The organism is Fictibacillus sp. Mic-4 (assembly GCF_049843615.1).
GTDB classification, from domain to species: Bacteria; Bacillota; Bacilli; order Bacillales; family Fictibacillaceae; genus Fictibacillus_A; species Fictibacillus_A gelatini.
Genome location: NZ_JBBHZM010000126.1, coordinates 1 through 370 on the forward strand (window position 1 = coordinate 1; position 370 = coordinate 370).

General features: G+C 48.9%; 3 tRNA genes. All 3 read left to right on the forward strand.

Annotation, left to right across the window (positions count from 1 at the left end):
- Nucleotides 1-10 precede the first annotated feature (10 nt).
- The 3 genes from WD019_RS21780 to WD019_RS21790 all read left to right on the forward strand — a co-directional run bounded on the left by WD019_RS21780 (nucleotide 11) and on the right by WD019_RS21790 (nucleotide 278).
- A tRNA-Leu gene (locus tag WD019_RS21780) sits at nucleotides 11-94 on the forward strand.
- Between the two features lie 8 nt (nucleotides 95-102).
- A tRNA-Gly gene (locus WD019_RS21785) sits at nucleotides 103-174 on the forward strand.
- Nucleotides 175-189: 15 nt separating this feature from the next.
- A tRNA-Leu gene (locus WD019_RS21790) sits at nucleotides 190-278 on the forward strand.
- Nucleotides 279-370: the final 92 nt, after the last annotated feature.

The following is a 370-nucleotide window of genomic DNA, read 5'->3' on the forward strand; positions in this document are numbered from 1 at the left end:
CTAAATACATGCGGGTGTGGCGGAATTGGCAGACGCGCTAGACTTAGGATCTAGTGTCTTTGACGTGGGGGTTCGAGTCCCTTCACCCGCACCATTTGCGATGCGGAAGTAGTTCAGTGGTAGAATACAACCTTGCCAAGGTTGGGGTCGCGGGTTCGAATCCCGTCTTCCGCTCTCGTTTTTCTGCCTGCCGGGGTGGTGGAATTGGCAGACACACAGGACTTAAAATCCTGCGGTAGGTGACTACCGTGCCGGTTCGAGTCCGGCCCTCGGCACCAAGCCTATAGTTTTGATAAATTGAACGAAATAGTATGCAGGTTTATTTAATGTGTAGTTAGTTCATGTACATCAACTTATATAAAGGTTTATA